We start from the raw sequence: 19172 nt of genomic DNA, 5'->3' as shown, positions 1-19172 counted from the left end.
CCCCCGTTCCGGGAGCACGCGCGGAGTGTCAGACCCGCTGGTCGGTCGAGGGGGAGAGGCCGGCGGCCGCCTCGTCCGGGCCCGGGCCGCGGCCGAGAGCCCCGGGGCGCCGACGCCGACGCTCCGTCTCGGCCGTGGTGCCGGCGGCGACGTCGCTGGTGAAGCGCTGGTGGACGACGCTGGCGGGTCCGAGGCCCGAGAGGACCTCGACCAGGTCGGCGACCGTGACACCGGCGCCGGGCGGCAGCTCCGCGGGCGGCCCCAGCAGGGCGATCGTCTGCGCCTGTGCGATGTCGGTCGGCCGGAGGTCCGCGAGCGTTCGCACGCTGAGCGTGTTCCTGGCCCGAGGAGGGACCGCGGGCGCGCCCTGCAGGAGCAGGGCGAGGTCGCTGTTGGCGACGGCGGCCTGCGCGGCGTAGCGGTTGTCGGTGCTGCGGTAGCACCACTGGTCGGGGTGCTGGCCGCGCAGCAGGGGGAAGCGCTCCCGCAGGACGGAGACGATGCGGTCGGCGGTGCGGGTGTCGGTGCAGGGAGCGACCACGAACGCGAGGTCGTGCGGATCGGTGACGGAGAGCTTCGCGGCCGCCGTCCTGTCCGGGACCGGAACGAGCCCCGCTCCGGCTCCGGCGACGAGGCCGTCCCCGCCCGGGTCGGCCTGCCCGACGACCAGAACCGTCCCGTGCTCCTTCCGGTAGTCGAGGACCGCTTCGCGCAGGAGCGCGCGGTGCGGGCACTCTTCGGCGCAGGTGCCCGCGAGCACCGGGAGCCCCGGGGCCCTCGGCCCGGGCACATCCGTCGAGGCGGGGTCGCAGGATGAAGCGAACACCGGGACGAGGAGCCGACGGGTGCGCAGGCACGCGCTCCAGGTGGAGACGGCCGCAGTGGCCGTCTCCACGAGGAGGTCCGGCGCGAGGACGGCGATCCCCCTGACCGCGCCACCCGGGTCGACGTACGTGGTGGCGACGAGCCGGCCGTCACGCGTGCCGGCCCTCCCGTCCCCTTCCCCCGCGCCGCGGAGGGGGCCGGTCCTGGTGGGCACCCCCCACGTGTCGAGCCACGCCGCGAGCACCGGGGCGGCCGGGCAGCTCACCGGGCCGCGCACCGGGTGGTCGAAGGACGTCACCGCCAGCAGGCCGTCCTCGGCGTGGGCGGGGAAGTGCTCGGTCCGTCGTGTCCTGTTCACGTGTTCCTCCTGCGGGCGATCGCCCGTGAGCCGCTCGCGCTGTTTCCTGGTCGCGGACCCGCCGCAGGTGGTGACTGCACGTCTTCCCCGGGCGTTGCCGTGGACCGGCCCGGGCGGATGCTCCGTCAGCGCCGGTCGTGCCACTGGCAACAATCAGTGGCATGGGACAGGGTCCGCAGACCATTCGGGACGCCCCCGCTGTCCGGTTCACGGCGTGAAAGAGCGCGGGGAGCGCATTTTCCGCATCGAGGAGTGGAAGCGGGCACGCGCACGCCCCGGTCGACGGCGTCCACCGGCCCGTCAGGGCGCCGACCGCCCGGCCGGTGGACCGCGAGCGTGTCCCGGGCGTATTCGCCGTGGTGCGCGTGCCAGCCTGTGATCGTCGCGGCGCGGGGCGCGCCGCCCGATCGAAGGACAGGTGAGTCATGCCACTTCGCCGTACTCTGCTCCCGGCCGCGGCCCTGGTCGCGGCGCTGCTGGGACCGGTCGCCGCGGTCGGACCGGCGCACGCGGTCGCGGCGCCCGCCGCTGCGGCGGCCGGCCACCGCCAGGTCGTCGACGGCCCGCACCGCTGGGCCGAGGACCAGTACTCCTACCCCGGCGACGGCAGGCGGGAGTTCCGCTGGACGGCCGGGATCAAGGACATGGGCGACGGCACGGTGCAGGCGGTCGCCGCGATCAAGTGGGCCAAGTTCCACAACTTCAGGGGCGACTGGATCAGGGACGGCCGGGCCGGCATGGAGGGCACCTACGAGTTGACCGCCCCGGACGGCACCGTCTCCACCGGGAACCTGCCCTGGAACTGGTCGGCCCAGGAAGCCTACCTGGCCGGCGACCGCCGGGTGCGGTTCCAGGAGGGCACGTGGCGGCTCAGCGCGGACGTGCACTTCTACTACTCGAACTCGGAGCTCTTCAGCTGGGGACCCTGGCAGGACGGCGGCACCGGCCACGTGGACGTCGACCTGACCTTCTGACCGGCCCCGCGCGAGGTGGTCCCCGGCCCGGCCCGTGCCCGGGGCCGGCCCGGGGCTCCCCGGCAGGTCCTGGAGTGGACCTGGCGCAGCGTCCGGGCGCGGGCGGTCAGAGGCCGGCGATGACGGTGTCGGCGTGGGCGTGGGCGGTGCCGGCCGGCACCAGGACGGCGGACAGGGCGGCGGCGAGTCGGTGCGGGGAGCGCATGGGGTGCCTCCGTACGTCGGTGGGTGAGGGTTCTCCCATGATGGGCCGTCACATCACGGGAGAACAGCCGCGCATCGGGTCCGCCGCGCGCCCGCGGGGGCGCCACCTTCGTCGCCGGGGACCGCTGTCCCACTCCGCACCCGCCGCGCCCGTGCGCGCACCGCGCTGCCCCCGACGCGGCGGCGTGGCAGGTCAGCAGCCGTTGTCGGGCGTGCAGGAACTGCCGGTGGTGGGGGTGCCGAGGGTGATGAGCTGCGGGGCGGCGGGAACACTGCAGCAGCCGCCGCCCTGCCCCTGGTCCTGGGCGGGTTCGTCGTACAGGCCGGCGCCGCCGCACACGCCCGTTTCGGGGAGGGTGAGTTCGACCCGGGCGGCGGCCTCGTGGTCGCCGGCGAGGGCGGCGGCGACGGAGCGGACCTGCTCGTAACCGGTCAGGGCGAGGAAGGTCGGGGCGCGGCCGTAGGACTTCATGCCGACCAGGTGGACGTCCTGCTCGGGGTGGCTCAACTCCCTGGCGCCGTGCGGGTAGACGGTGCCGCAGGAGTGCTGGTTGGGGTCGATCAGCGGGGCGAGCGCGACGGGCGCCTGGAGGCGGTCGTCGAGGGCGAGGCGCAGTTCGGTGAGGAAGGACAGGTCGGGGCGCAGGCCGGTCAGGACGATCACCTCGTCCAACTCCTCGGTGCGGGTGCCGTCTTCGGCGATCAGTACCAGGCGGCCGCCGGTGGCGCGTTCGACGGCGGTGCTGCGGAAGCCGGTGAGCGCGGTGGCGTGGCCGTCCTCGACGGCCTGCTTGGCGGCGAGACCCAGGGCGCCGCGGGCGGGGAGCTGGTCGGCGCTGCCGCCGCCGTAGGTGGTGCCGGTGAGGCCGCGGCGCAGTACCCACACCGCGTGGGTGCCGGGCGCGTCCTCGGCGAGGTCGGCGAGGGCCGCGAGGGCGGTGAACGCGGAGGCGCCGGTGCCGACGACGGCGGTGCGCTTCCCGGCGTAGCGGGCCCGGACGGCGGGGTCGCGCAGGTCGGGGACGCGGTAGGAGATCCGGTCGGCGGCGGCGCGCTCGCCGAGGGCGGGCAGGCCGTCGGCGCCGAGCGGGTTGGGGGTGGCCCAGGTGCCGGAGGCGTCGACGACGGCGCGGGCGAGCAGGCGTTCCTCGCGGCCGTCGGCGCGGGTGACGTGAACGGTGAAGGGCTGCTGCTCGCGGTCGGCGTCGACGATCCGGTCGCGTCCGGCGCGGGCGACGCCGGTGACGCGGGCGTCGTAGCGGACGCGTCCGCCGAGGACGTCGGCGAGCGGTTGCAGGTACTGGGCGACCCACTCGCCGCCGGTCGGGTAGGCGTCGGCGTCGGGGCGGGTCCAGCCGGTGGGGGCGAGCAGCTTCTCGGCGGCGGGGTCGACGACCTCGGCCCACGGGGAGAACAGCCGCACGTGCGCCCACGCGCGGACGGCGGTGGCGGCCGAGGGCCCGGCCTCCAGCACCAGCGGTTCGAGGCCGCGCTCCAGCAGGTGGGCGGCGGCGGCCAGGCCGATCGGTCCGGCGCCGATCACGAGGACGGGCAGGCCGGCTGTGTCGGAGGTCATGGCAGGTTCTCTCCCCTTCGAGCTGCGGGACGACATGGGCTGCGACCCGCCTGATTCGACAAGTGTCGATGTGCTGTCGCCTTCGACCTTGCCCCCTGAATCGATGAGTGTCAATATAGGCGCATGTCGAATTCGAGGGTGGAGCTGCCGGTGCTCGCACCGGAGGTGGTGCCGTGCTGCCCGCCGCTGACCTCGGCGGAACTCTCCGAGGCGGACGCGGCGCGGATGGCCGCGATGTTCAAGGCGCTGGGCGACCCGGTGCGGTTGCGGCTGTTCTCGAAGGTCGCCTCCCACCCGGGCGGCGAGGCGTGCGTGTGCGACATCCAGGATGTTGGTGTGTCCCAGCCCACCGTCTCGCACCACCTGAAGAAGCTCCGCGAGGCCGGACTACTGGCCTCCGAACGGCGCGGCACCTGGGTGTACTACCGGGTCGAGCCGTCCGTCCTGGCCGGCCTGGCCCGACTCCTCGACCTGAACCGCTGACCCGCCCCCTCGGAGGACCTCCCGTGCCCGTCGACCACCCCCGGCTCGTCCCGATGCGGCCCGAGCACGCCGAGCAGGTGCTCGCGATCTACCGGGCGGGCATCGAGGAGGGCAACGCCACCTTCGAGACCGGGGCGCCGAGTTGGGCGACGTTCGACGCCGCCCGGCTGCCCGCGCACCGGCACGTCGCCCTCGGTCCGGACGGGAAGCTGCTCGGCTGGGCGGCGGTGAGCGCGGTCTCCACCCGCCCCGCCTACGCCGGGGTGGTCGAGCACTCCGTCTACGTCCACCCCGGCCACCGCGGCCGGGGCATCGCGGGCGCCCTGCTGGCGGCGCTGATCGACTCCACCGAGGCGGCCGGGATCTGGACGATCCAGTCGTCCGTCTTCCCCGAGAACACCGCCAGCCTCGCCCTGCACGCCCGCGCCGGCTTCCGCGTCATCGGCACCCGCGAACGCGTCGCCCGCCACCACGGCCGCTGGCGCGACACCGTACTGATCGAACGCCGCAGCCCGTCGATCGGCTGAATCCGGCTGTCCGGCCCCCTGGAAGGGACGGCGCGGCGGAGGAGGACGGCGCGGCGGCCCTCGGCGTGGCCCGGGCGCGGGAGCGGTTCGCCCAGTTCCTCGGCCCGACCGGGTACCACCGGTTGGTCGACCGACGGGCCCGGTGCCGAAGGGGGGCTCGGTCAGCTCGCCGGGGCGAACTTCCTGCGCCGGGCGAGGGAGACGTACACCAGGGCGATCAGCACCGGCACCTCGATCAGCGGGCCGACGACGCCCGCGAGGGCCTGGCCGGAGGTGACGCCGAAGGTGCCGATGGCCACCGCGATGGCGAGTTCGAAGTTGTTGCCCGCGGCGGTGAAAGCGAGGGTGGCGGTGCGGTCGTAGGTCAGGCCGAGGCCCTTGCCCAGGGCGAAGGTGCCGAACCACATGATCGCGAAGTAGGCGAGCAGCGGCAGGGCGATCCGGGCGACGTCCAGCGGCTGGGAGGTGATCGTCCTCCCCTGGAGGGCGAACAGGATGACGATGGTGAACAGCAGGCCGTACAGGGTCCAGGGGCCGATCTTCGGGAGCAGGTTGCTCTCGTAGCGTTCCCGGCCGAGCTTCTGCTCGCCCAGGCGGCGGGTGAGGAACCCGGCGATCAGCGGGACGCCGAGGAAGACGACGACGTTGAGGGCGATCTTCCCCATCGAGACGTCGAGGTGCTCGCCCTCGCCCAGGCCCAGCCAGCCGGGCAGCAGGTCGAGGTAGAACCAGCCCAGCAGGCCGAACATGACGACCTGGAAGACGGAGTTGAGCGCGACCAGGACGGCGGCGGCCTCGCGGTCGCCGCAGGCGAGGTCGTTCCAGATGATCACCATGGCGATGCAGCGGGCCAGCCCGACGACGATCAGGCCGGTGCGGTACGCGGGCAGGTCGGCCAGGAAGATCCAGGCCAGCGCGAACATCACGGCCGGGCCGACGATCCAGTTGATCACCAGCGAGGAGGCCATGAGCCTGCGGTCGCCGGTGACGGTGTCGAGCCGGTCGTAGCGGACCTTGGCGAGGACCGGGTACATCATGACCAGCAGGCCGAGCGCGATCGGCAGCGAGATCCCGCCGACCTCCACCTTGGCGAGCGCGTCGTTCAACCCCGGGACCAGCCGGCCCAGGCCCAGGCCGACGGCCATCGCCAGCAGGATCCACACCGCCAGGTAGCGGTCGACGAAGGAGAGCTTCCCGGCGACCGACGCGGGCGCCGATTCGGCGGCTCCGGCGGCTCCGGTGTCCGGCGCGGACTCGGTGCGGGGCATCAGCAGGACCTCTTGCTGTCGGCGTGGGCGCGGGCGGTGGCGGCCAGGTCGGCGAACTGCGCGGACAGCGACTCCAGCACCTCCGGGCGGAGCCGGTAGTACGTGAACCGGCCGCACGGCTCGGTGTCCACCACCCCGGCGTCCCGCAGCACCTTGAGGTGGTTGGAGAGGTTGGTCTGGCGGGCGCCGGTCTCCGCCACCAGGTGCGTGGTGCACAGGGTCTCGCGGGCCAGCAGGGTCACGATCTGCAGCCGCAGCGGATCGGACAGCACCCGCAACAGTTCAGTGTCGACTGACATCACCATGGGCTGATACTTTCATATCAGCCGGGGCTGACGCCAGTGACAGCTGATGCATCCTGTGGTCGCTGCCGCCTGCCCGGTCCGGATGCCCGACCCGAACGAAGGACCCACCGATGACCGCCGCCGCGCCGCTCGCCTCCGTGCTGTTCGTCTGCGTCCACAACGCCGGCCGCTCCCAGATGGCCGCCGGGTTCCTCGCCCACCTGGCGGGCGACCGCGTCGAGGTCCGCTCCGCGGGCTCCGCCCCCGGCGACGAGGTCAACCCGGCCGCCGTCGCCGCGATGGCCGAGGTCGGCGTCGACATCTCCGACCAGAAGCCGAAGATCCTCACCACCGAGGCCGTCCGGTCCTCCGACTACGTCATCACGATGGGCTGCGGCGACGCCTGCCCCTTCTTCCCCGGCAAGGAGTACCTGGACTGGAAGTTGGAGGACCCGGCCGGCCGAGGAGTCGAGGCCGTCCGCCCGATCCGCGACGCCATCGAGGCCCTGGTCGAAGACCTGATCGCCGAGATCGACGCCAAGGCCGGTGCCGGCCGGGACGACTGACCCGGTGCATTCCCGGCCGCCGCGCTCGGGAAGCCCCCTGCCGCGACCGGGACCGGTGCCCGTCCTCCGGGCCGGCCGCACGTCCCGGTCGGGAGAGCCGGGGGCGGCGGGTCGGGGGAGCCGGGGGCGTCGGGTCGGGGGAGCGGGGGAGCGGGGTCAGCGGCGGCGGACGGGGACGGCGGCGAGGCTGGCGAGGAGGGCGATGACGTTGATGCGCACGGTCTTGTCGTTGGTCGACGCCTGGTGGGCTTCGATGGTCTGCCGGTCCACGTCCTGGCCGGGCGGGGTGAGGCCCACCATCATCAGGTCGACGCCGTAGCCGACGTAGCGGGCGTGGTCGGCCGCGGCGTTGGCGGCCGTGACGTGGTCGATGCGGGCCGGGTCCGCGCCGCGGATCAGGGCGGGAGTGGGCGCCGGGCCCAGGACGCCCCTGATCCACTGGGTGACGGCCTCCCGGGAGCAGCCCGGTTCCAGGTCGCTCGCCGACGAGGCGGCGAGCGCCAGGTGGATCAGGAGCAGGGCGAACCAGTTGGTGGCTTCGGCGGGCGGCGTCTTCAGGCCCGCCGGCGGCATCACGGACTCGTACAGGCCGGCGACGTCACCGGCCTGCACGGCGGAGATGACGGCGCTCACGGCCCTGTCGATGGCAGCTTGCTCGCCGGACACGTAGCAGGTCCCCCTCGCATGTCGGTGGCTGGGAGTCCAACGTAGCGTTCCCGCAAGCGGATCCGGGCCGATTCGGCACGGCTCACTCCCCAGTGGGATACTCCGGCGCCGCCGAGCGCCGCCGAGCGCCGCCGAGCGCCGCCGAGCGCCGCCGAGCGCCGCAGGCGCCGGACACGCCGTTCACCGGAACGGGTGACGGTCACCCGGGCGGTCGCCGATCCTTCCTAGGCTTCGACCCCATGAACGAGCAACTCACCATGCCCGCCGCGGTGCAGGAGACCTACGGGCCGGACGACGTGAGCCGGACGCCCTTCTTCGCCGGAGGGTTCATCAACTTCGGTCACTGGCAGGACATCGACCTCGGCCGACCGCTCGACGGCGCCGCCCGGATCCGCAGCCAGGAGAACCTCTACCGGTGCGTCCTGGACGCCGCCCTCCCACCGGGCGCCCCGGTCCCGCGGGTCCTGGAGGTCGGCTGCGGGATCGGCATGGGGTGCGCGCTGGCCCTGCGCGAGTACGGCGCGGCGCTCACCGGGATGGACATCCACCCCGAGCAACTGCGGCGGGCCCGCACCGCGCACGCCGAACTGCTCGCCGCCGAGCCCGAACGGCTGCGGTTCGTCCACGGGACGGCCGAGCAACTTCCCTTCGGAGAAGGCGAGTTCGACGCGGTGGTCAGCGTGGAGGCGGCCCAGCACTTCCCGGAGCTGACCCCCTTCGCGGCCGAGACGGCGCGGGTGCTGCGCCCGGGCGGCCGGGTGGCCGTGGCCACCTTCTTCGCCGTCGACGACGTGCCCGGGCGGCGGGCCCGACTCGCCGAACTGCTGCCCGAGTTCCCCGCCGGGCTCGACCACGCGCACCCGGTGCGGGCGCTCACCGACGCCTTCGCCGCCGCCGGGCTGACAGAGGTCCGGGCCACCTCGATCGGGCCGCACGTCTGGTCCGGCTGGGACGCCTGGGTCAGCAAGTTCTGGGCCCCCGAGACCTGGCCCCGCAACTTCCTGCGGGCCTACCGGGAGGGCTACTACGACTACTACCTGGTGACGGCCGGAGCACCGCGCTGACGACCGGCGGGCCGGGGGCGGGCCCGGGCCGTCAGCGGTCCGCCGCCAACGGCACGCCCAGCAGCGCTTCGAGCCGGGCGATCGTCCCGGCCGGGTCCCCGGCGTGCACGGTGGCCATCCCGAGTTCCTCGGCGGCGGGCAGGTAGCCGGCGGTGTCGTCGACGAACACGCAGGCGGAGCCGGGGAGTTCGAGCAGTTCCAGCACCACCCGGTAGATCGCCGGGTCGGGCTTGCGCAGGGCGTGCCGCTCGGAGAGGACGACGGCGTCGTAGCGGCTGTCGAGCTGGTAGTCGGCGTAGAGGTTCCACGGGTCCAGGCCGCCGCTGTTGGACAGGATGCCGACCTTGACGCCCGCCGCGCGGGCCCGTGCGGCGGCGTCGATCATGCGCCGCTCGGGCCGCAGGTCGGCGAACATCCGCCGCATCAGGTCGTCCGGGGGCACGCCGAGGACCGGGGCGATCAGCCGGTTCCACTCGGTCTGGGTGAGCCGGCCCAGCTCCAGGTCGTGGGTGAGCCGTCGGCTGTCCTCGTCCAGGTACATGGCGGTCAGGCAGGCCCCTTCGGGCAGGCCTTCGCGCTGCTCGAAGGCGCGGACCGCCCGGGGGAGCGGGGTGGTGAGTACGCCGCCGAAGTCGAGGACCAGGCCGGTGCGGTTCACGCGGGCACTCCACCGGTCAGGGCTGACGGCGCGGGCGGGGTCGTGGGGGCGGGCGGGGTCGATGGCGTGGACGGGGTCGAGGGGGCCGCCGGGGCGGTGGGGCGGATCGTCGCGGGCAGGGGGCCGTGCGGGTGAAGGGTGGCGGCGAAGACGGGGGCGGGCGGCGGGGTGCGCAACTCCGGTGCATAGTGCGGGAGTACGGCTTCGAGCAGTGCCTCCATCTCCAGCAGGGCGAACTGCCGACCCAGGCAGACCCGGGGGCCGAGCCCGAAGGGTAGATGGGTGTCGTGGGCCGGGCGGTCGGGGCCGAGGAACCGGGCCGGGTCGAAGGCGTCGGGCTCGGGGACGCGCTCCGGATCGCGCTGGGTGAGGTAGGGGCAGGCCAGCACGCGGGTGCCGGCCTCGATGTCGAACGGGCCCAACGGGCCGTCGGACTCGGCCTGGCGGGGCAGCAGCCAGACCGGCGGGTAGAGCCGCAGCGCCTCGGACACCAGCGCCTGCAGCGCCCGGCCGCGGGCGGGGGAGCCGGTCGGTCCGCTGTCCAACGCCCAGGCGCGCCACTGCGGTTGGGCGTGCAGCAGGAGGTGCAGCCAGGTCAGTGCGGTCGCCGTGGTCTCGTAGCCGGCCACCACCAGGGTGATCAACTCGTCGCGGACCAGGGCCTCGGGGTAGGGGCCGCTCCCGTCGGCGAGGGCCGGATCGAGCAGGTCGTGCAGGATCCCGCGCGGGGTGCCGGAGGCGGGTTCGGCGGGGCCGGCAGGTTCGGTGGGGGAGTCGGGGGAGTCGGGGGAGCCGGGGGTGGCGGGGAAGTCGGTTGCGCCGGTGCGGAGTTCGGTGCGGGCGGTGGCGATCACCTCGCGGGCGACCTCGTCGATCTCGGCGATCCGGTCCGCGAGCCGGGCGTCGGTGGCGGGGTCGGTGCCCATGGTCGGCAGGGCGGCCACCACCTCGTCCAGGACGGCCAGTCGGCGGGCTGTCGCCGGGTCGAGCTCCCGGCCGGTGAGCACCCGCCAGATCGCGTCCAGGGCGTAGTGGCGCATGTCCTCGCCGAGGTCCGTGGTGGCGTCCGCACGGGTGGAGAGCGCGGCCCACCGGTCGGCGGTGCGGCGGGCCGCGGCGGTGATGTGCGGGAGGCTGCGGCGCAGTCCGACGCCGGTGAAGTAGCTCTGCAGGCGGCGGCGTTGGCGCTTCCACCGCTCCCCGGAGACCGAGATCAGGCCGTCGCCGAGCAGGATGCGGGCCCGGTGCGACTGCTTGGTGAACCGCGCGTCGCCGTCCACCAGCAGGGCGCGGAGCTGCTCGGCCCCGGTCACCAGGACGGCCCGCCGGCCGCCGAGGTCGAGGCCGACCGTCGGCCCCAACCGCTGTGCCGCCCGCAGCAGTTCGATCAGGCTCCGGGGGTCCTCGACCGTCCGGCTGTCCAGGTCGGGCGGTACGCGGGTGGCGGTCATCTGAACTCCACGGATAGCGGTGGCGGGCCGTTCTCGACCGCCTTGACATCGCGCAGCGTATCGCCTTACATACGCACCGTGACGAATCGATCTTCCGGTGCGAGCACTGGCGAGCCCGTCGACTACGTGGACGGCGCGGACCGGCGGGTCGCCACCGGAGTGCGGGGGCGCAGACCGCTGGACGGGCTGTTCCACCGGGTCGCGGCGACCGTCGTGCACGACGGCCGGGGCCGGGTCCTGGTCTACCGGCGGCCGGACCTGGCCCGGGTGCTGCCGGGGCACCACGACGTCCTGGTGGGCGGCTCGGTGCGCGCCGGGGAGAGCTACCTGGAGGCCGCGGTGCGGGAGTTGGCGGAGGAGTTCGCCGTCTCGGCCCGGCCCGAGGAGGGTTGGCGGGAGCAGCACGACTCGCCCGACGGGCCCTGCCGGCTGGCCGTGCACCACTGGCGGCTGCCCGCCGGCGCCCGACTCGCGCCGCTGGTCGCCGAGGTGGCGTGGCACGCGCTGCGGCCGCTGGGGGAACTGCTCGCCCGGCCGCCCCGGCCGTTCAACCCGGTCGGTCGGGACGCCCTGCTGCGCCTCGCCCGGCTGGGCGTCCTGGGCGTACCCGGCGTCCGGGGCGTACCCGGTGTCCTGGGCGTACCCGGTGTCCTGGGCGTCCCGGGCGCCCCGGGGGTCCCGGGTGCCCTGGACGTTCCGGTGCCGCAGTAGCGGCCAGGGGCCCGCCCGGACCCGCGACCCGACGACCCCGAGGAACACATGATCACCGCTGGGATCCCCGCCGCCCCCTCCCCGCTGGCCGGTACCCCCGCACAGCACCGCTGCCGCGACCGCCTGAGCCGCCGGGTGCTGGCGCTCCTCGGTGCCGACGGGCTGGTCCGCGCCCCGGTCGAGAGCCGGGTGCTGGAGTCCTCGCTGCTGCTCGTCCTGGTCGAGGACCTGCTGCCCGCCCACCCCGCCCGGGACCGCCTGGTCCGCCACCTCAAGCACACCCTGGACACCGCGCCGCCCGACGCCCTGCAGGCCGCCGTCGCCCGGAGCGTGCTGGACGGCTCCCCCGGGGCCGCCGCCGCGGCCGAGGCCGAACTGGACCGGTTCGGCCACTTCACGGCCGGCCGCAAGCGCCTGATGTTCCGCACCCTGCTGGCCGAACTCGGCGCCGTCCCGCACCCCGCCGTCCGCTGGGAGTCGTACGCGGCCCCGGGCGAACAGTCCTGGCTGCTGGTGGAGATGACCGCGCTCAAGGCCCTCGCCGCCCACGGCCGGGGCCGCCCCGAGCGGGTCGGCGACGGCGAGTGGGCGCTGCTGGCGGCGGTGGTCCGCGAGGAGCGGATCTGGGAGGGCAACTTCCTGGCCCGGCTGCTCGCCCTGCTCGCGCTGCGGCACCACCCGGCGCGGCGGGCGGCCGCCGCGCGCGGGACCGAGCACACGCTGCGCCACCTGAGGGCCGACGGCGGCCTGCCGTTCATCACCGGGATGGACGTGTTCGCCACCGCCCTCGCGGGTCTCGCCCTCACCGCCGCCGGGCACGCCGGACACCCCGCGCTGGCCGGCGCGGCCCGCGCGCTCGCCGAACTCCAGCACCGGGACGGCGGGTTCGGGTTCACCCGGGGCGTGCTCCAGAGCGACACCGACGACACCGCCTACTGCCTGGAACTCCTCCGGGCCACCGACCCCGTCCGGTACGCCGGGCAGGTCCGCCGGGCCGAGGACTACCTGCTGGCGCAGCGCAACGAGGACGGCGGGTTCCCCACCTTCGCCCGCGGGGTGGCCTCCGAGCGGGCCATGACCGCGGCCGCCGTCAACGCGCTGGCCCCCGCCGCCCGCTGCCGGGACGCGGTGGCCGACGCGCTGCACCACCTCACCGACCCCGCCCGGCTCGCGCTGCCCCCGGAGAGCAGCTGGAGCCGGAACACCACCAACGCGGCTTTCCGGACCGTCCTCGCCCTGCGCGCGACCCAGCCCGGGGCGGCGGACGGGACGGGCCACGGGACGGCGGACGGGGTCGCCGTGCTGCGCGGGCGGATGCTCGACCACCTGCTGGCGGGCCAGGGCCCGGACGGCGGTTACGGGCACGACGCGGCCGGGCCGAGCGACCCGATCAGCACCGCGTACGCGGCGATCGCCCTCGCCCACCTGCCGCCCGGCTCGCCGGGAGCGGCCCCCGCCCTGCGCCGGGCGGTCGACCACCTGACCGGCCGCCAGCGCCCGGACGGCGGGTTCACCTCGGTGCCCGACCAGGCCGGTCCGCGGCCGCTGCTGTACGACGCCCCGGTGCTCGCGGACGTGTGCGTCCTGCTCGGCCTGGGCCACGCCCTCCGCCTCCGGTGCTGACCGTCCCCGTCCCGCCCGCCTCGCCAGGCCCTGACCGTCCCCGTCCCGCCCGCCTCGCCAGGCCCTGACCGTCCCCGCCCCGACCGCCCCGCCAGGCCCCGACCGTCCCCGCCCCGACCGCCCGCGTGACAAGGAACGTCCAAGCAGCATGCACGACTTCGCGCCCTCCGCCCCCGGCGGGCTCCCGCTGATCGGCCACACGGCCCGGCTGGTCCGCGACCGCCTCGGCTTCCTGGAGGAGCTCCGCGACCGGGGGCCGGCGGTCTGGATCCGGCTCGGCCGCCGACGGGTGCTCGTGCTGGGCGACCACCGGCCGGTGCGCGAACTCCTCACCCGGCGGGCCGCCGACTTCGGACTGAGCCCGCACTTCCGGGTGATGAAGCAGATCATCGGCAACGGCCTGCTCGCCACCGACGGCCCCTTCCACCGGCAGCAGCGCCGGACCGTGCTGCCGGTGCTCGCGCAGTCCAGGATGCCCCGGTACGCGGAGGTGATGGCCGCCCTGGCCGGGCAGCGGGCCGCGAGCTGGAGCCCGGGCCAACAGCTCGACCTCGACCGGGAGTTCACCCACCTGGCGACCGAATCCGTGGTGCGCTGCCTGTTCGGTGCCGACGTCACCGGGCGGGAGCTCGACCAGGTGGTGCGGGCCGTCCCCGAGCTGATGGCCTGGGCCGGCACCCGGAGCATGGACCCGACCGGACTGCTGGCCCGGCTGCCGCTGCCGCTCAACCGGCGCTTCCGGCACGGCATGTCCGACCTGACCCGCCTCGTCGACGCGCTCGTCGCCCGCCGCCGGGACACCACCGGCGCCCCGGACGACCTGCTCGCCGCCCTGCTGGCGGCGCGGGACCAGGAGAGCGGGCGGCCGCTGCCGCCCCAGCAGGTCCACGACGAGATCATGACCTTCCTGATCGCGGCCGTCGAGTCGGTCTCCCGCACGCTGTCCTGGACCGTCCACCAGCTCTCCGCCCACCCCGAGGTCCGGGCGGCGCTGGAGGCCGAGGTGGACGGGCGGCTGGCCGGCCGCCCGGTGACCGCCGCCGACCTGCCCCACCTCCCGCTGACCCGGCGGGTGCTCACCGAGGTGCTGCGCCTCTACCCGCCGGGCTACCTGGTCTCCCGCACCGCCGTGCGCGACACCCGGCTGGCCGACCGGATCGACGTTCCCGCGGGCACCATGGTGATGTTCTCCTACTACGCCCTGCAGCGGGACCCGCGGCTCTTCCCCGAGCCCGCCCGGTTCCGCCCCGACCGCTGGGCCGGGCCGGACGCGGGCCGGTGCCGCGAGGCGTTCCTGCCCTTCGGAGTCGGCGCCCACGGCTGCCTGGGCGAGTCCTTCGCCTGGACCGAGATGGCCGTCGTGCTGGCCACGGTCACCGCGCGCTGGCGGCTGGACTCCCCGAACCCCGCGCCCCCGGAGCCGGTTGCGGCGTTCTCCCTGACCCTCACCGACACCCGGGTGACCGTCGGTGCCCGCCCCGGCCGCGCCGCCGCCCCCCGCGACCCCCTCGCCCCCGCGGCGGGCTCCGCGCCCACCTCCGTACCGACCCCCGTACCGCAACCCGTACCGCAACCCGCGCCGGAACCCGCACCGGGACCCGCGCCGACCGGAAGCCGTGTGACCACATGACCGTCGAGCAACTCAAGGCCGTCCTCGCCACCATGGGCACCGAGGCCGACATCGACGCGGACACGCTCCGCGAGGAGGTCGGCCTGGACTCGCTGGGCCTGGCCGAACTCGCCGAGGTGCTGCGCGTCCAGCACGGCCTGCACGTCCCCGAGGAGGCGCTGCGCGGCACCGTCACCATCGGCGACCTCGCGGCGGTCACCGCCGGTGCCGGGAGCGCGCGTTGACCCCGAGCCCGACGCCGCCCCCGAGCCCGGTCGCCGTCCCGGTCGCCGTCACCGGCATCGGCCTGTTCACCCCGGCCGGGGACGGGACCGCCGCCACCTGGGAGCGCGTCCTCAAGGCGCTGCCGACCTGCGTGGTCACCCGTCTCCCCGACCCGCGCGAGGGGGCCGGGGAGGAAGCCGTCAGCAGCTACCTCAGCTGCCCGGCCCCGCCCTTCGCCGCCGAACGGCTCGGCACCGCCCGGCACCGCCGCCTGGACCGCTGCGTGCAGTTCGCCCTGCTCGCCGCCGTCGAGGCGGTCCGCGACGCGGGCATCGGCGTCGACCCGCACACGCTCGCGGCCGACTGGGACGCCGACCGCACCGCCGTCCTGGCCGGGACCGGCGCGGGCTGCGTCACCGCGTACGACGCGCACCACCTGAAGCTGCGCGCGGACGGCCCGGCCGCGGTGTCGCCGTTCGCCGTCCCCTCCTCGCTGCCGAACTCGATCGCCGCGCAGGTGTCCATCGCCCTGCAGGCCCGCGGGCCCAGCACCACCGTCGGCTCCGCCTGCGCCGCGGGCGCCACCGCCCTCGGCCTCGCCGCCGACCTGCTGCGCCTGGGCCGCTGCGACACGGCCGTGGTGGTCGGCACCGACGCCCTGCTCACCCCGTTCCACCTCGCGGGCTTCGACCGGATCGGCGCGCTCTCGCACCGGCTGGACGACCCCGCCGGCGCCCCCCGGCCGTTCGACGCCGACCGGGACGGGTTCGTCGCGGGCGAGGGCGCGGGCGTGCTGGTCCTCGAACGGGCCGAGCACGCCGCCGCCCGCGGCGCCCGGGTCCGGGCCCGCCTGCTCGGACACGGCTCGGCCAGCGAGGCGTACAACGCGGTCCGCCCCCGCGACGACGGCTCCGGCCTCACCGCCGCCGTCCGGGCCGCCCTCGCCGACGCGCGGCTCGACCCGGCCGACATCGGCTACGTCAACGCGCACGCCACCGGCACCCCGCAGGGGGACGAGGTGGAGGCGGCCGCGCTGGCCCGGCTGCTGCCGCACCGGCCGCCGGTCTCCTCCACCAAGGGCGTCACCGGCCACCTGTTCGGGGCGGCCGGCACGGTCGAGGCCGCGCTCACCGTGCTCGCCGTGGCCGAGGGCACCGCCCCGCCGACCGCCAACCTCGCGCACCCCTCGCCCGGCACCACCGGCCTGCACCTGCCCACCGCCCCGCTCCGGCTCGGCCCGGTCCGGGCGGGCCTGAGCGTCTCCGCCGGCTTCGGCGGGCACAACGCCGCCCTCGTCCTCGCCCCCGCCTAGGAGCCGTCCCGTGGCTCTGCCGCACCCCGCCGCCCTCCGGCCCGCCGCCCTCCGGTCCGCCGTCCCGCCGCCCGCCCGGCCGCTCTCCAGCCGCGACCGGCTGATCATGGAGATCGCCGGCCTCGGCCCCGACCCCCGCCTCCACCTCGGCACCCTGCTCACCTTCCCGGGCCGGGCGCCCGGGCCCGACCGGCTCGCCGAGCACCTCCGCGAGCGCCTCCCCGCGCTGCCCGAACTCACCCTCCGCCCCGACGCCCGGCGGCGGCGCTGGGAGCCCGCGCCCGACTTCGACGTCCGCGACCACGTGCACGCCCTGACCGTGCCCGGCGACCTGCTGGCCGACCCCGCCACCGCCCTGGACGCCGTCCTCGACCAGCCGCTCGACCACACCCGGCCGCTCTGGGGCCTGTGGATCGTCGGCTCCGCCACCGCCGACGGCTTCGCCCTCGCCTACCGCGCCCACCACGCCTTCCAGGACGGACGCGCCGTCACCGAGACGGTCGACCTGCTCCTCGGCCCCCCGTCCGGACGCACCCCCGGACGCCCGGCCGGAACCGCCGGAACTGCCAGAACCGCCGGAACCGCCGGAACCGCGCCCCGCGTCCCGCGCGGCTCCGCCCTCGCCGCCGCGCTCCGCGAGGACCTGCTGCCCCGGCAGCGCCACCGCCCGACCGACTGGCCCCCCGCCCGGCAGCCGGCGGCCGGCGCCCGGCGGGCCGTGCTCGGCACGTACGACCTCGACCGCCTGCACGCGCTCACCCGCCGGACCGGCGCGGGCACCAGCCACCTCACCCTGGCCGCCCTGACCGGGGCGCTGCGCGCCTGGCACCCGGACACCTGGCGGGACGCCCCCGCGCCGCTCCCCGCCACCTTCGCGCTCAGCGTCCGCGCCCCCGACGACCCGTACCGGCTGCTCGGCAACCGCGGCGCCGTCGCGGTGCTCCCGCTGCCCTGCCAGCAGCCCTCGCCGGCCGCCCGGCTGGAGAGCCTGCGCGCCGAAGCCTCCGCCGCCCGGCTCGCGGACCTCGCGCGCCGGCACACCGCGCTGTTCGACCGGCTGCCGCACTGGTGCGCCCGCAAGGGCCTCAAACGCACCATCGACGCCCGCCGGGTGCCCCTCGCGCTGGCCGACGTCCGGCTCCGGACCGACCCGACCTGGCAGGGCACCCCCGCGCGGCACGTCCACCTGATCCCGCCGTCCGTCCCCGGGCAGCCGCTGTTCGCGGCCTGGACCACCCACCGCCGGCAGTTGCGGCTCACCTTCCTCGCCGACACCGCCCTGCCCGGACTCGACGCCCTGCCCGGCCACTTCGACCGGGCGCTCACCGAACTGGACGCCGCGACGGCCCCCTGACGCCCGCCCCCCGACGCCCGCCACCACCGCCCCTCCGAGGAACTCCCCGTGCCCCACCTCTCCGCGCCCCTGGCCCCCGGAGCCGTGCCGTTGGCCGGCCACGCCCCCGCCCTGCTGCGCGACCCGACCGGCTGGCTGAGCCGCTGCGCCGAGGCCGGCCACCCCGTCCAGCAGGTCAGGCTCTGGAACCGGCCCGGCGTGCTGGTCACCGACCCCGAACTGGCCCACACCGTCCTGGTGACCCGCACCGACGCCTTCGACAAGGACGGCCACTTCTACGGCAACGCCCGCACCGTCCTCGGCGACATCCTCGGCGTCGCCCCCGGCCCGCTCAACCTCCGGCTGCGCCGCCGCCTCCAGCCCGCCTTCCACCGGACCCGGATCGCCGAGGCCGTCCCCGCGATGTGCCTGGAGGCCCGGCGGCTGGCCGAGGGCTGGCGGGCCGGCCGCCGGATCGACGCGATGGAGGCCGTCGCGCCGTACGTCCACCGCAGCGCCGTGCGGACCATGCTGCCCGTCGTCCCGACCGCCGAGGTCGACCGGCTCGCCGCGGCCTCCGAACGGCTGCTGTCCTCGCTCTACCTCTGCGCCCTGCTGCCCGCCCGCGCGATGCCGCTGCTGGAACGGCGGCTGCGCCCCGCCCTGGAGGCCCTGCGCCGAGCCGAGGCCACCGCCCTCCCGAAGTACCGGGACGACCCCCGGGCCGCCGGGCTGCTCGCCGCCCTCACCGCGGCGGGCCCCGACGACCCGGGCGAACCGCTCTCCGCGGCGGAGGTCGGCGACTACTTCGTCTCGCTCCTGATGGCCAGCGGCGAATCCACCCACAGCGCGCTGGCCTGGCTGCTGCACCACCTGGCCCGGCACCAGGGCCTCCAGCAGCGGATCGCCGACGAGATCGCCGAGGCCGCCCCCGACGGGCCGGCCACCCACACCGACCTGTCCCGGATGCCGTTCCTGCACAGCACCATCGTGGAGACCCTGCGGCTGCGGCCGCCGACCTGGATGCTGGTGCGCACCGCCGTCCGCCCCGCCGAACTCGGGGGCCACCGCCTCCCGGCGGGCACCGACGTCTACCTGAGCCCCCACCAGTTCCACCACGACCCGGCCGCCTACCCGGACCCCGCGGACTTCGTCCCCGCCCGGTGGCCGGAGAGCGGCCCGTCCGCCCGGGACCACACCTACCTCCCGTTCGGGGCCGGCCCCCGCAAGTGCCCCGGTGACCACTTCGCGATGGCCTCGGTCGCCGTGGTGACCGCCACCCTGCTCGCCAAGTGGCGGCTGCTCCCGGCCGGTTCCGCCCCGCGGGTCCGCTTCCGCACCGTCCAGGTGCCCGTGCGGTGCCGCCTGACGGTCCGGGCCCGCTGACCACCCCCGACCCCACCCGTCCGTCCGACGGCAGGGCCGCGCCACGGCGGCGCCACGGGCGCGGTACGG

Annotated in this window: 19 protein-coding genes; 12 read left to right on the top strand and 7 right to left on the bottom strand. The window is 76.0% G+C overall.

The window, feature by feature from the left end; translation table 11 throughout:
• Positions 1-28: 28 nt before the first annotated feature.
• Positions 29-1183 (bottom strand): hypothetical protein, encoded by a 1155-nt coding sequence (locus ACWEO5_RS01120; RefSeq protein WP_452158907.1) that lies wholly within the window; start codon positions 1181-1183, stop codon positions 29-31.
• A 425-nt stretch (positions 1184-1608) separates the two neighbouring features.
• Here ACWEO5_RS01120 and ACWEO5_RS01115 point away from each other — a divergent pair, with 425 nt between their 5' ends.
• Complete coding sequence (locus tag ACWEO5_RS01115) at positions 1609-2157, top strand: hypothetical protein (protein ID WP_452158905.1); 549 nt, start codon at positions 1609-1611, stop codon at positions 2155-2157.
• 397 nt (positions 2158-2554) lie between these two features.
• Here the strand turns inward: ACWEO5_RS01115 and ACWEO5_RS01110 are convergent, their stop codons facing one another.
• Positions 2555-3937 (bottom strand): FAD-dependent oxidoreductase, encoded by a 1383-nt coding sequence (locus tag ACWEO5_RS01110; protein WP_452158903.1) that lies wholly within the window; start codon positions 3935-3937, stop codon positions 2555-2557.
• A 123-nt stretch (positions 3938-4060) separates the two neighbouring features.
• On the opposite strand from ACWEO5_RS01110, the gene ACWEO5_RS01105 reads away from it, so the two are divergent.
• Together ACWEO5_RS01105 and ACWEO5_RS01100 are read left to right on the top strand one after the other, a co-directional pair.
• On the top strand, positions 4061-4420 hold the full coding sequence (locus tag ACWEO5_RS01105; protein ID WP_452158901.1) for an ArsR/SmtB family transcription factor: 360 nt from the start codon (positions 4061-4063) through the stop codon (positions 4418-4420).
• Positions 4421-4473: 53 nt separating this feature from the next.
• On the top strand, positions 4474-4947 hold the full coding sequence (locus ACWEO5_RS01100; protein WP_452159082.1) for an N-acetyltransferase family protein: 474 nt from the start codon (positions 4474-4476) through the stop codon (positions 4945-4947).
• A 161-nt stretch (positions 4948-5108) separates the two neighbouring features.
• Here ACWEO5_RS01100 and arsB read toward each other — a convergent pair whose 3' ends face one another.
• Positions 5109-6215, bottom strand: a complete 1107-nt coding sequence (gene arsB / locus ACWEO5_RS01095; protein WP_452158899.1) for an ACR3 family arsenite efflux transporter — start codon at positions 6213-6215, stop codon at positions 5109-5111.
• Complete coding sequence (locus ACWEO5_RS01090; protein WP_452158897.1) at positions 6215-6520, bottom strand: ArsR/SmtB family transcription factor; 306 nt, start codon at positions 6518-6520, stop codon at positions 6215-6217. Before ACWEO5_RS01090 ends, arsB begins: the two co-directional genes overlap by 1 nt.
• 110 nt (positions 6521-6630) lie before the next feature.
• Between ACWEO5_RS01090 and ACWEO5_RS01085 the strand changes: the two genes are divergently transcribed.
• On the top strand, positions 6631-7065 hold the full coding sequence (locus tag ACWEO5_RS01085; protein WP_452158894.1) for an arsenate reductase ArsC: 435 nt from the start codon (positions 6631-6633) through the stop codon (positions 7063-7065).
• A 156-nt stretch (positions 7066-7221) separates the two neighbouring features.
• Here ACWEO5_RS01085 and ACWEO5_RS01080 read toward each other — a convergent pair whose 3' ends face one another.
• Positions 7222-7698 carry a hypothetical protein gene (locus ACWEO5_RS01080; protein WP_452158892.1) on the bottom strand — a complete coding sequence of 159 codons (477 nt, stop codon included), beginning with the start codon at positions 7696-7698 and terminating at the stop codon, positions 7222-7224.
• Positions 7699-7970: 272 nt separating this feature from the next.
• Here ACWEO5_RS01080 and ACWEO5_RS01075 point away from each other — a divergent pair, with 272 nt between their 5' ends.
• Positions 7971-8795 (top strand): class I SAM-dependent methyltransferase, encoded by an 825-nt coding sequence (locus ACWEO5_RS01075; protein WP_452158890.1) that lies wholly within the window; start codon positions 7971-7973, stop codon positions 8793-8795.
• A 31-nt stretch (positions 8796-8826) separates the two neighbouring features.
• Here the strand turns inward: ACWEO5_RS01075 and ACWEO5_RS01070 are convergent, their stop codons facing one another.
• On the bottom strand, positions 8827-9453 hold the full coding sequence (locus ACWEO5_RS01070; RefSeq protein WP_452158888.1) for an HAD-IA family hydrolase: 627 nt from the start codon (positions 9451-9453) through the stop codon (positions 8827-8829).
• Positions 9450-10904 (bottom strand): cytochrome P450, encoded by a 1455-nt coding sequence (locus ACWEO5_RS01065; protein WP_452158886.1) that lies wholly within the window; start codon positions 10902-10904, stop codon positions 9450-9452. The genes ACWEO5_RS01070 and ACWEO5_RS01065 overlap by 4 nt, the downstream gene beginning before the upstream one ends.
• A gap of 78 nt (positions 10905-10982) precedes the next feature.
• Here ACWEO5_RS01065 and ACWEO5_RS01060 point away from each other — a divergent pair, with 78 nt between their 5' ends.
• From ACWEO5_RS01060 to ACWEO5_RS01030, 7 genes are all read left to right on the top strand, one after another.
• The gene (locus ACWEO5_RS01060) at positions 10983-11615 is read left to right on the top strand and encodes an NUDIX domain-containing protein (protein WP_452158884.1); all 633 of its coding nucleotides are present in this window, start codon (positions 10983-10985) and stop codon (positions 11613-11615) included.
• A gap of 48 nt (positions 11616-11663) precedes the next feature.
• Positions 11664-13238: a prenyltransferase/squalene oxidase repeat-containing protein gene (locus ACWEO5_RS01055; RefSeq protein ID WP_452158882.1), complete on the top strand. Its 1575-nt coding sequence runs from the start codon at positions 11664-11666 to the stop codon at positions 13236-13238.
• Between the two features lie 148 nt (positions 13239-13386).
• Positions 13387-14868, top strand: a complete 1482-nt coding sequence (locus tag ACWEO5_RS01050) for a cytochrome P450 (RefSeq protein WP_452158880.1) — start codon at positions 13387-13389, stop codon at positions 14866-14868.
• On the top strand, positions 14865-15092 hold the full coding sequence (locus ACWEO5_RS01045) for an acyl carrier protein (protein WP_452158878.1): 228 nt from the start codon (positions 14865-14867) through the stop codon (positions 15090-15092). Before ACWEO5_RS01050 ends, ACWEO5_RS01045 begins: the two co-directional genes overlap by 4 nt.
• Entirely contained in the window at positions 15089-16384 is a 1296-nt protein-coding gene (locus ACWEO5_RS01040) for a beta-ketoacyl-[acyl-carrier-protein] synthase family protein (RefSeq protein WP_452158876.1), read from the top strand. The genes ACWEO5_RS01045 and ACWEO5_RS01040 overlap by 4 nt, the downstream gene beginning before the upstream one ends.
• A gap of 10 nt (positions 16385-16394) precedes the next feature.
• Positions 16395-17738, top strand: coding sequence for a wax ester/triacylglycerol synthase domain-containing protein (locus ACWEO5_RS01035; RefSeq protein ID WP_452158874.1), 1344 nt, complete (start codon positions 16395-16397; stop codon positions 17736-17738).
• Positions 17739-17786: 48 nt separating this feature from the next.
• Positions 17787-19103 (top strand): cytochrome P450, encoded by a 1317-nt coding sequence (locus tag ACWEO5_RS01030; RefSeq protein ID WP_452158872.1) that lies wholly within the window; start codon positions 17787-17789, stop codon positions 19101-19103.
• Positions 19104-19172: the final 69 nt, after the last annotated feature.

The organism is Kitasatospora sp. NPDC004272 (assembly GCF_053603035.1).
The sequence above is the reverse complement of the archived record's forward strand: the minus strand, read 5'-3'. Positions and strand labels throughout refer to the sequence as shown.

Excerpts from the sequence above, each read along its gene's own strand:
- ACWEO5_RS01045 (WP_452158878.1), top strand. The coding sequence starts at position 14,865 with ATGACCGTCGAGCAACTCAAGGCCGTCCTCGCCACCATGGGCACCGAG.
- ACWEO5_RS01055 (WP_452158882.1), top strand. The coding sequence starts at position 11,664 with ATGATCACCGCTGGGATCCCCGCCGCCCCCTCCCCGCTGGCCGGTACC.
- ACWEO5_RS01115 (WP_452158905.1), top strand. The coding sequence starts at position 1,609 with ATGCCACTTCGCCGTACTCTGCTCCCGGCCGCGGCCCTGGTCGCGGCG.
- ACWEO5_RS01105 (WP_452158901.1), top strand. The coding sequence starts at position 4,061 with ATGTCGAATTCGAGGGTGGAGCTGCCGGTGCTCGCACCGGAGGTGGTG.
- ACWEO5_RS01050 (WP_452158880.1), top strand. The coding sequence starts at position 13,387 with ATGCACGACTTCGCGCCCTCCGCCCCCGGCGGGCTCCCGCTGATCGGC.
- arsB (WP_452158899.1), bottom strand. The coding sequence starts at position 6,215 with ATGCCCCGCACCGAGTCCGCGCCGGACACCGGAGCCGCCGGAGCCGCC.
- ACWEO5_RS01065 (WP_452158886.1), bottom strand. The coding sequence starts at position 10,904 with ATGACCGCCACCCGCGTACCGCCCGACCTGGACAGCCGGACGGTCGAG.
- ACWEO5_RS01090 (WP_452158897.1), bottom strand. The coding sequence starts at position 6,520 with ATGGTGATGTCAGTCGACACTGAACTGTTGCGGGTGCTGTCCGATCCG.
- ACWEO5_RS01100 (WP_452159082.1), top strand. The coding sequence starts at position 4,474 with ATGCGGCCCGAGCACGCCGAGCAGGTGCTCGCGATCTACCGGGCGGGC.
- ACWEO5_RS01110 (WP_452158903.1), bottom strand. The coding sequence starts at position 3,937 with ATGACCTCCGACACAGCCGGCCTGCCCGTCCTCGTGATCGGCGCCGGA.
- ACWEO5_RS01085 (WP_452158894.1), top strand. The coding sequence starts at position 6,631 with ATGACCGCCGCCGCGCCGCTCGCCTCCGTGCTGTTCGTCTGCGTCCAC.
- ACWEO5_RS01075 (WP_452158890.1), top strand. The coding sequence starts at position 7,971 with ATGAACGAGCAACTCACCATGCCCGCCGCGGTGCAGGAGACCTACGGG.